At 44.2% G+C, this 9,312-nt stretch carries 11 protein-coding genes; 4 read left to right on the top strand and 7 right to left on the bottom strand.

Annotated features, from left to right (window positions below):
• Positions 1-37: 37 nt before the first annotated feature.
• Positions 38-1,516, bottom strand: a complete 1,479-nt coding sequence (ascF, locus tag AB4138_RS01080) for a PTS cellobiose/arbutin/salicin transporter subunit IIBC (RefSeq protein WP_017064040.1) — start codon at positions 1,514-1,516, stop codon at positions 38-40.
• A gap of 252 nt (positions 1,517-1,768) precedes the next feature.
• Between ascF and AB4138_RS01085 the strand changes: the two genes are divergently transcribed.
• Both AB4138_RS01085 and edd read left to right on the top strand, forming a co-directional pair.
• On the top strand, positions 1,769-2,293 hold the full coding sequence (locus tag AB4138_RS01085) for a gluconokinase (protein WP_017059452.1): 525 nt from the start codon (positions 1,769-1,771) through the stop codon (positions 2,291-2,293).
• A complete protein-coding gene (gene edd, locus AB4138_RS01090; RefSeq protein ID WP_372304695.1) occupies positions 2,290-4,086 on the top strand; it encodes a phosphogluconate dehydratase in 1,797 nt (598 codons plus the stop codon). Before AB4138_RS01085 ends, edd begins: the two co-directional genes overlap by 4 nt.
• A 73-nt stretch (positions 4,087-4,159) precedes the next feature.
• Here the strand turns inward: edd and AB4138_RS01095 are convergent, their stop codons facing one another.
• Both AB4138_RS01095 and AB4138_RS01100 read right to left on the bottom strand, forming a co-directional pair.
• Positions 4,160-5,167 carry a LacI family DNA-binding transcriptional regulator gene (locus tag AB4138_RS01095; RefSeq protein ID WP_017059450.1) on the bottom strand — a complete coding sequence of 336 codons (1,008 nt, stop codon included), beginning with the start codon at positions 5,165-5,167 and terminating at the stop codon, positions 4,160-4,162.
• A gap of 144 nt (positions 5,168-5,311) precedes the next feature.
• Complete coding sequence (locus AB4138_RS01100; RefSeq protein ID WP_017067567.1) at positions 5,312-6,013, bottom strand: lipoyl protein ligase domain-containing protein; 702 nt, start codon at positions 6,011-6,013, stop codon at positions 5,312-5,314.
• 185 nt (positions 6,014-6,198) lie between these two features.
• Between AB4138_RS01100 and AB4138_RS01105 the strand changes: the two genes are divergently transcribed.
• Together AB4138_RS01105 and AB4138_RS01110 are read left to right on the top strand one after the other, a co-directional pair.
• On the top strand, positions 6,199-6,483 hold the full coding sequence (locus AB4138_RS01105; RefSeq protein ID WP_017059448.1) for a hypothetical protein: 285 nt from the start codon (positions 6,199-6,201) through the stop codon (positions 6,481-6,483).
• On the top strand, positions 6,480-6,758 hold the full coding sequence (locus AB4138_RS01110; RefSeq protein ID WP_372304697.1) for a type II toxin-antitoxin system RelE/ParE family toxin: 279 nt from the start codon (positions 6,480-6,482) through the stop codon (positions 6,756-6,758). Before AB4138_RS01105 ends, AB4138_RS01110 begins: the two co-directional genes overlap by 4 nt.
• Positions 6,759-6,908: 150 nt before the next feature.
• On the opposite strand, the gene AB4138_RS01115 is transcribed toward AB4138_RS01110, so the two are convergent.
• The 4 genes from AB4138_RS01115 to AB4138_RS01130 form a co-directional block, all read right to left on the bottom strand.
• Positions 6,909-7,196, bottom strand: a complete 288-nt coding sequence (locus AB4138_RS01115; protein WP_017064044.1) for a type II toxin-antitoxin system RelE/ParE family toxin — start codon at positions 7,194-7,196, stop codon at positions 6,909-6,911.
• Positions 7,193-7,474 carry a type II toxin-antitoxin system Phd/YefM family antitoxin gene (locus tag AB4138_RS01120; RefSeq protein ID WP_011080399.1) on the bottom strand — a complete coding sequence of 94 codons (282 nt, stop codon included), beginning with the start codon at positions 7,472-7,474 and terminating at the stop codon, positions 7,193-7,195. The genes AB4138_RS01115 and AB4138_RS01120 overlap by 4 nt, the downstream gene beginning before the upstream one ends.
• 206 nt (positions 7,475-7,680) lie before the next feature.
• Entirely contained in the window at positions 7,681-8,046 is a 366-nt protein-coding gene (locus AB4138_RS01125) for a hypothetical protein (protein ID WP_372304699.1), read from the bottom strand.
• A gap of 133 nt (positions 8,047-8,179) precedes the next feature.
• Positions 8,180-9,130, bottom strand: a complete 951-nt coding sequence (locus AB4138_RS01130) for an endonuclease domain-containing protein (RefSeq protein ID WP_372304701.1) — start codon at positions 9,128-9,130, stop codon at positions 8,180-8,182.
• Positions 9,131-9,312 lie beyond the last annotated feature (182 nt).

The raw sequence follows: 9,312 nt of genomic DNA on the forward strand, positions 1-9,312 counted from the left end.
CTGAAGTAAGGTGACTGAATAAATTAATCAATTCTAATTAAGACGCGGACACTACTGTCGGCTTGTCTTCTGCCTTACCAGCTTCTTTGTTTGCTGACTCTGAAGTTGCTTTCTCATCGGCATCATCTTCTGGAACATCTTCAAAGCCTAAAACTAGGGTTAGAACAAATGACAGAACAATAGACAATGCGATCAGACCGAACACCCAAACGATACTCATTGGGTCATTCACATCGAAGAACTGAACACTCGTAAACAAGCTTGGTGCTGCCATCGAGTGACTCGCAAGGCCACCCATGCCCGCTAATGCACCTACGATAAAACCAGTAATCATTGTTGCGATAAGTGGACGTTTCAGACGAACAAGCACGCCGTACAATGCAGGCTCAGAGATACCGGCGAAGATAGCTGAAGCACCTGCGGCTAATGATGTCTGCTTTAGTGCGCTGTTTTTGGTTTTGTAAGCAACAGCCAGACACGCACCACCCATACCGAGGTTGGCACCGATTTCTGAAGGCATAACCATACCTTCACGACCCGTCTCAGCAATGGTTTGAATAATCGTTGGAGTAAATACACGGTGCATACCAGTAAGAACAAGTAGAGGCCACAGTGCGCCCATGATAGCAACCGACAACCAACCTAATGTGTCATGAATTGTGTAAACAAGCGCTGAAAGTGCAGTACCAACCCAAATACCAAATGGACCGATAAGTACGATAGCAACCGGAGCTGCAATCAATACGATAAGCATAGGTTTCAGGAAGTTTTTAGTCACAGCAGGGGTAATGCTATCTACCCAACGTTCTATGTAAGAAAGAGCCCAAGTCATCACAAGTACAGGAATAACCGTGTAGGTGTATTTCACTGACGTGATTGGGATACCGAAGAAATCAACGTGCTTGCCTTCTGCTGCTTGCGCCATCAATTCCATAAAGTTCGGGTGGATTAAGACACCGGCAATCGCAATGGAAAGAGACATATTGGTCTTGAATTTGATCGATGCGGAAGCGGCAACCATAACCGGTAGGAAGAAGAAGGCGCCATCGCCAATCGCTTTCAAGATAATCAAGGTAGGTGCATTTGGCTCAACCCAGCCCAGCATCTCAAGTACCATGGCGAGCAGTTTGACCATTGAAGCGCCAATGATTGCTGGGATAAGAGGCGACATGGTACCAACCAGTGCGTCCAACATTTTCGCACCAATTGACTTAGCCGTTAGCTTCTCTTTTTTAGCAGGAACCTCTGACTCAGATACAGTGGATAGCTCACAAAGCGCCATCACTTCTTTGTATGCATACGATACCTCGTTACCAATGATAACTTGTACTTTGTCTCCATTATCAACAACACCCATCACACCTTTCAGTGCTTTTAGCTTGTTAATATCGACGCCATCTTGGCTGTGTAAAACGAATCGTAGTCGAGTCATACAGTGTGTTAGGGCAGCCACATTTGTCTTGCCCCCAAGATGCTCAACAACAGATTTCGCAATTGCGCGGTAATCGTTGGCCATTTTATCCCCCAAAGATCTCTTTCCAGTGATTTTTAAACGCGAATATAGTGAGATGTGACTAATTTTCCGTCAGTAGGATGCAAAAACAATCACAATTGTTGTGAATTGTTGTGAATTGTTGTTTTGTGTCCTTCATCACACTTCCTTAAGTTACCGGTAACATGTTACCGGTAACGCTTATAAGATAAAGCCATATTTACAAGCGATGTTCAAAATTGAGATCACGCGCAAATTTGTTAAGAGGATTGAGTTATGGCTGGTAGTAGTGTCATCGTCATGGGTGTCAGTGCTTGTGGGAAAAGCACGATAGGCGAGCAGTTGGCAAAAAAACTTGGGCGTAAGTTCATTGATGGTGACGACCTTCATCCTCGAGCAAACATTCAAAAAATGGCGTCAGGCCAACCTCTTAATGATGATGATCGCATTCCATGGCTGGAACGCGTTCGTGATGCAGCGTACAGCCTAGAAAGTAAAAATGAGCACGGCATTATTGTGTGTTCTGCGTTGAAGAAGAAGTACCGCGACCAAATTCGCGAAGGGAACAAAAACCTCACCTTTCTCTTTTTAGATGGCAACATTGACCTGATCTTGCATCGAATGCGTCAGCGCCAAGGCCACTTCATGAAAGAGAACATGATTAAAAGCCAGTTCGAAACATTAGAAAGACCCGATCACGAGCCAGATACGGTTGTCATCAGCATTGATGGCGATATTGATGACGTTGTGGACTGTGCTGCGATTGTGCTTTCAATGACTGATGAGGCAGAAACAGCATGACCCTTCCAACCATCCAAGCGGTGACTCAACGATTAATTGAACGAAGCAAAGAGACTCATGAAGCGTTTCTAAACCGAACCCAACACCAAGCCTCTGCTGGCAAAGGTGGTAAAGGGCTTTCTTGCGGCAACTTGGCTCATGCTGTCGCAGCTTCTTGCTCCGATGAGAAACGCTCGATTCTTGATCTCACTAAATCCAATGTGGCGTTAATCAGCTCTTACAACGATATGTTAAGCGCTCACCAGCCGTATCAACACTATCCAGATCAGATCAAAAAGGCGTTAGCTAAGTTCGGCCACACCTCTCAAGTAGCGGGCTGTGTTCCCGCGATGTGCGATGGGGTAACTCAAGGCCAACCAGGCATGGATATGTCTTTATTTTCAAGGGACTTGATTGCTCAATCGACCGCTCTTTCACTGAGTCACAACGTGTTTGATTCAACCCTATTGCTTGGCATTTGCGACAAGATAGCTCCAGGACAACTGATGGGCGCGCTCTCTTTTGCGCATCTACCAACTGCCTTTGTTCCGGCAGGCTTGATGGCAACGGGCATCAGCAATGATGAGAAAGTACACATTCGCCAAGAGTACGCGGCTGGTAAGGTAGGAAAAAGTGCCTTACTGGATATGGAGTGCAACGCTTATCACTCAGCGGGCACCTGCACTTTTTACGGCACAGCCAATACCAATCAGCTGGTATTTGAAGCGATGGGGCTGATGCTTCCGGGCTCAGCGTTTATTCACCCTGACTCTAAATTGCGCGCATCACTCACTCAGCATGCCGCCATTGAAATTGCTTCAATGACACCACAAGCCGCAAACTTCCGCCCGCTTTCTGAAGTCTTTACCGCTAAAAGCTTAATCAATGGCATTGTTGCCCTACTCGCATCAGGTGGCAGCACTAACCACAGCATTCACATGGTCGCAGTAGCACGCGCAGCAGGATTTATTCTGACTTGGCAAGACATCAGCGATCTATCCGATGTAGTGCCTTTACTTGCTCGAGTTTATCCCAACGGCCCAGCAGATATGAATGCGTTCCAAGCGGCAGGAGGAGTTCCCGCGCTGTTACGCCGTTTAGATCAAGCCAACTTACTGCACCGAGATGTCACACCTACCTTTGGCTCGTTTGAAGATCAAATGAGTATTCCAGAACTTGAAAATGGAAAGCTAACGTGGAAAAAGTGCAAACAGTCGGCAGATGCAGAGGTAATTGCAGGCCAAGAACAGGTATTCCAAAGCACAGGCGGAACGCGAGTCCTTTCAGGGAATCTTGGCAATGCGGTGATTAAGGTGTCAGCGGTTGCAGAAGAGCAACGCGTTATCGAAGCACCCGCGGCAGTTTTTGATTGCCAACATAAGGTAGAAGCTGCGTATCAACGAGGTGAACTCAACAAAGATTGCATTGTTGTGGTGATAAATAATGGACCAGCTGCGAACGGTATGCCTGAACTGCATAAGCTTATGCCGATTCTAGGTAATGTTCAGAAACAAGGGTTTAAAGTGGCTCTGGTTACTGATGGTCGCCTCTCTGGAGCCTCAGGAAAGATTCCATCCGCAATTCATGTCTCACCAGAGGCTATTCGAGGCGGAACTATTGGGCTTGTTCGCGAAGGCGATATCCTGCGCTTAGATTGCGCGAGTGGCGAACTCAATAACCTCAACGACATGCAATCTCGCCAAGCGAGAGTGTTTGAGGTAGACGCTAACCAGCAAACCATGGGGCGCAACCTATTTAGCGTGATGCGCCAAAGCGTTTCGAGTGCAGAACAAGGGGCGAGTTTTATCGTCTAGCTGTGTCATTACTTAAATGTAAAAGCAAAAGGGGCATCATTTCGATGCCCCTTTCAGTTTCCACGATACTTGGTTAAACGCTTTCGCCATCAGTGATGCGATAGCCCATATCCACTACCGTTTCCGTAACTGGCTCACCTTTCAATCGGGCAAGCAGTAGCTCGGCACTTTTCTTACCTATTTCATAACGTGGCGTATCCACGCTAGTCAGTTTTGGGCGTATGGTTTGACCAATATCTAACGCGTTATAGCCCACCACAGATAGCTGTTGCGGCACTTGGATTCCACGTTGCTGGGCAATGAGCAAGGTACCTATCGCGATGTCATCATTGGTGCAGAACACGCCATCTAGATCTGGGTAATCCGCAAGAGCGCGATCAAGCAGATCTTCAGCCAAAGAGAAGTTAGAGTGCTGTTCAGTCAACACGTGTTTAGGCTCTAATCCAGCCTCATACATCGCTTTGTCATAGCCTTGCAAACGCAACTTGGTTCGCGCATCCAATCGAGCGCCAAAGTAAGCAATAGAGCGTTTACCAGCTTCAATCATTCGCTTCACGACATGGTAAGAAGCATCAATATGGTCCAAGCCAACAACCATATCGATCGGATTGGTTGGGAGTTCCATCGTTTCAACAACAGAAACACCTGAATTCTTGATCATCTGTAACGTGCGGGGGGTGTGGTGGCTTTCCGTCAATATCAACCCATCAACTTGATACGAAAGCAGCGAAGCAATCTTTTCCTCTTCTTCCACAGCATCATAGCTAAAGTGAGCAAGCAACGTCTCGTAGCCATTCTCTTTAGTAACCGTTTCGATACCTTGAACAAACGCGGCAAAGATTTGGTTTGATAACGAAGGGAGCAAGATACCGATCGCTTTACTCGACGATTTAGAGAGCATAGCTGGCGCTTTGTTTTCGATGTATCCCATCTCTTCAATAACCGCTGCAATTTTAACGCGAGTTTTGGCTGCGACTGAATCGGGATTGCGCATGTAACGAGAGACGGTCATCTTTGTGACCCCCACTTTGTCTGCAACATCTTGAAGTGTGGTTCGAGTTTTCTTCTGCTGTTCTGTCATAACTATTTGAACTCTTTATTATGTTACAAGTAACATTATAAAGTTCTCACCGCCTCAAGTTCAACCCATTCGTTGTCATCGACACATAGTATTGAAATCGTTCTACCATCGGCAAATTAGTTTGGCGTTAACGAAAGGTTGGTATCACGCATGCTTGATGAAAGCTTGGCTTAACTGCTGAAAGAGTGAGTCTACGTTGGGTAGAGTTGTCAGATGTGCGGACAACGGAGTATGAACTTGCGCGTCCACCACGGTTGGATTGCCACAAACTTGATTATAAAAATTTACGGGTGCAACGATGTTCTCTAGGTCGACATCCAACAAGATACAAGCTTGCGAAAGTACGATTTGGCCGCCCCCTTGTTTAAGCAAAACACGCTGCGCCGTGCCCACTATTTTTTGTTTATTGATATTGAGATTGTAGTCACCATCACAATAAGAACCGGGAGTCGCGTGTACATCCACATCGATGCCCAGTTCTTTAAAAAACAGGGTTAAGACATTGCACAGATGTAGATACGCTTTTTGGATGTTGTAGGCTTCATCACGAGGCCAATGGTAAATGTGCGATAAGTTAATGATCCCCGGCAGTTGGGGAACGGGAGCGCCGCCTGTTTTACGTGAGGTGAGTTGCCAACCTTGTGCCGCGAGTTGTTTTCTAGACTCTACGGTCACAGGCCACTTCTTACCTGCGGGCAAAACGAGTGTCGGCGTTTTTGCTTGCCACAGCATTAAGGCTTGTCCAATCTCACCCGCCTGAATTTGCTGCAATAATTCAGCTTCTTTTTCAAACGCACGATCAACATCAATGTGCGGGTAACGTACGAGTTTATTGGTTAACTTCAATGCACTTTCCTCTACAGATTGTGGTGACCTATCATTTAACGTTCTGCAATGGTTGATGAGATATGGGACTATGTGCGATGAAACATAGCACAAAAAGTTAGTTATTGGCGCCATAGTAGCTTGTCAGTTGCCCATCTCAAAGGTGAGTGCTAACATTTGTACACACACCAATAAAGGAATACATCATGGACACTAGAATTCAATTTCGTGTTGATGAAGAAACAAAACGCCTAGCTCAACAGATGGCTGAGAGCCAAGGTCGCACACTGAGTGGTGCTTGCCGTGAGCTTACTGAGCAACTCGCTGAGCAACAAAGACAGACATTATCTCACGATGCATGGCTAACTGAACAAGTAAACCTAGCATTTGAGAAGTTTGACTCAGGAGAATCCGTTTTCGTTGAACACCAAACTGCTAAATCTCGAATGGAAGAACGCAAAGCCAGAATACGTAATCGAGGTAAGCAATGATTTTATGGGAAGAAGAATCACTCAATGATCGTGAAAGGATCTTTGAGTTTATCTATGACTTCAACCCTGATGCGGCAGAAAACGCTGACAACCTCATTGAAACAAAAGTAGAAAACTTGCTTGAGCAGCCTCTAATGGGTGTACAGAGAGACGGCATTCGTGGGCAATTACTTATAATTCCTGAGATTTCAATGATCATCTCCTATTGGATCGAAGGCGACATTATCCGAATTATGCGCGTACTCCACCAGAAACAAAAGTTCCCAATGGATTGATTACTTCCTCTGGGCAACTAGCCCAATTAAGGGGTGAACAACGCCTCCACCCAAACCTAACGCATTGTGCCATAAACACTTAACTTGAAGTAGGAGCAAAAGTGCCAAGCGTTGTGAATCCCTCTTAAATTGCTTGTTATAACACAATTGCTATACGTCACTTTCCGTTAGTATCTGACGACAATTTCGTACTGTGAGGACGCGAATTTCATGGCTAAGGCTATATATGATGCGATAGTGACCAAACAAAATTTCACGGTAATTGGTATGAGGCAGCTCAGGAACCATTCGTCCCATGTCAGGCATACTTGAGAGAAGGTCTGTTTTATCGAAGACCTCATTAACCCAGTTTTCTGCCGCCACTGGATTATCCAGTGAAATAAACTCGGCTGCATCACCTAACTTTTGTAATGCTAGTGGTGACCAGACTACTTTCATTTCTTAATGCGCCCCAATACTTGAGCACGAGCGTCTTCATTGGAAACACCTAAACCTGAAGCTAATTGTGCTTCAGCAGTACGCATTTCTTCCAGTAACTCGATCTTCTCTTGCATTGCTTCATATTCTGCAACATCAAGGACAACCGCAACACCCTTACCACGTTGTGTGATAACTAGTGGTCTGCGAGTTTCGTTAATCTGTTTAATAAATGACGTCACGCCAGCACGAAATTCAGACAAAGGCTGAATATCTTGATCAAAATGGATGCGGCTCATGTTGAACTCCCTATGGTACAATTTAATGTACAAATAATAGTTCAAATAGCAATTTTGAGCAATAGCCTGATTTTGTGTTATAGCCGCATTAAGGTGTGAACAACGCTACCACCCAAACTAAACCATTGTGCCGTAAACACGAAACCCAACGATGGAATGAAAAATGCCAAGCGTTGGGAATCACTCTTAAACAGTTTGTTATACGCTTATTCCTCATCACCTTCAGGGTAAATTATCGGAACAATAAACTTAATTCTAGATTCAGATTTATTCGCATAATTTACAGATCCATCTGCACCTAACTTTAAAGACAACACTGATATTTTTGCACCTGCACCTGCTTTTTGCTCATCCTGAACTGTAACGGCAATATCAAAATCAATTTTTTGAACAACCTCATTTTCATATTTCCTTGAAGTCGATGTGCGACCATATGCCTGAGACGTATCGGAATTGACTTGAACACCTCCTGGGTTTATCACTACACCTTTAGCTTTTAGCTCATCATTAGTTTCAATAAGAGCCTCTGAAATTTGTGTGATACTTTGCTTAATAAACTCTTTCAGTTCCACTTTATTATCCTTATCTTCAAAATCTCAAAAGCGTATAACGCCACCTTAAGCGGCAATAAAATAGCGGGCTAAAATTAGCGAGGAACGAGCAAAAGCCAGCTGTTTTTTGTCCGTTTGAAGGTCTTGTTAGGCTCTACATTTCGTATAAACTTAAACCCATCGATGCACCAATAATATACCAAATCCTCTGCCAGAAAACATGAACAAGTTCACTTCCAACATATGAAGTTTCTTCATTACCATGACGTAGCAATTTACCGTTCGCCAAGTATTTGAAGCTATGAGAACCATGATCTCTATCACTTAGTTCATCAGGAAGAACAGCACGAAGAGGTTTTACATATACTGGGTCATCAGCGATTAAAATAAACTCATCAAACAAGTGTGAGAAGCTTTCCATATGCTCACCCAACTCGAGCGTATACCATTCTTTTGAAACAGTATTAATTCTCACTTCACCTTTTTTATACTCTTTAATTGAACCATCTAAATGCTTTATTTCATGTTCATCTTCAGGTGGGTGGAAGACAAATGCTGTGATAAACGATTTTTCATGCAACCATTCAATCGCATGAGGAATGAGTTCATCAATATTTACAGGCTTTAATGTTTTATTAGGATTTATCTCTTTAAAAAAAGAAAGTGCCTTAGCTGTTTCTCGATAGAGAAATGGGTAATCAATATACATTACACGGTATTTAGCAGGAGCTCTTTGCATCCGCTCTTTATATATTTCTCTAACTTCCGCAACGCATGATTGAGGGTTTCGATTTATTTCACGCCCAGTAAATCTAATTACTGTGTAGCCCGCTCGAGAAAGGTAGCGTTGCCTTACCGCATCTTTTTCTAATTGATCTTTTGTTGAATGGTATTCATGTCCATCTAATTCGATTATTAGCCGAGCATCTTTTAAAATAAAATCAACACGGAATCGTCCATGTTTTTCTTTATCTCCGAACCAATGCTCACTTTCTATAGCATTTGCTAAATCACCCAGTTCCTTACTAAATTCCTTCTCAATATATGATTGTCCTCTGTCCTTATACCAACTAGGCGGAGTCTTGGGTTGACCGGGATACTTCATGATGACCTCGATTGATAAGTGGAGCCTAACGAATGACATGGATTCCCCCTACCGAGGATCTGCCACACTTATGTGGTACTTAAATGCATCGGAGGCACCATGTCTGATTATTCTTATTTCTGCGGTATCGACCTAGCTAAAAACCACTTTAGTCTTCATGCCGTAGACCAAAATGGTAAGGT

The organism is Vibrio sp. 10N.286.52.C3, from assembly GCF_041468865.1.
Taxonomy (GTDB): Bacteria; Pseudomonadota; Gammaproteobacteria; order Enterobacterales; family Vibrionaceae; genus Vibrio; species Vibrio crassostreae_C.

What these genes read in the sequence shown, in the direction of transcription:
- ascF (WP_017064040.1), bottom strand. Translation starts at nt 1,516, where the DNA reads ATGGCCAACGATTACCGCGCAATTGCGAAATCTGTTGTTGAGCATCTT.
- AB4138_RS01085 (WP_017059452.1), top strand. Translation starts at nt 1,769, where the DNA reads ATGGCTGGTAGTAGTGTCATCGTCATGGGTGTCAGTGCTTGTGGGAAA.
- edd (WP_372304695.1), top strand. Translation starts at nt 2,290, where the DNA reads ATGACCCTTCCAACCATCCAAGCGGTGACTCAACGATTAATTGAACGA.
- AB4138_RS01095 (WP_017059450.1), bottom strand. Translation starts at nt 5,167, where the DNA reads ATGACAGAACAGCAGAAGAAAACTCGAACCACACTTCAAGATGTTGCA.
- AB4138_RS01105 (WP_017059448.1), top strand. Translation starts at nt 6,199, where the DNA reads ATGGACACTAGAATTCAATTTCGTGTTGATGAAGAAACAAAACGCCTA.
- AB4138_RS01110 (WP_372304697.1), top strand. Translation starts at nt 6,480, where the DNA reads ATGATTTTATGGGAAGAAGAATCACTCAATGATCGTGAAAGGATCTTT.
- AB4138_RS01115 (WP_017064044.1), bottom strand. Translation starts at nt 7,196, where the DNA reads ATGAAAGTAGTCTGGTCACCACTAGCATTACAAAAGTTAGGTGATGCA.
- AB4138_RS01120 (WP_011080399.1), bottom strand. Translation starts at nt 7,474, where the DNA reads ATGAGCCGCATCCATTTTGATCAAGATATTCAGCCTTTGTCTGAATTT.
- AB4138_RS01130 (WP_372304701.1), bottom strand. Translation starts at nt 9,130, where the DNA reads ATGAAGTATCCCGGTCAACCCAAGACTCCGCCTAGTTGGTATAAGGAC.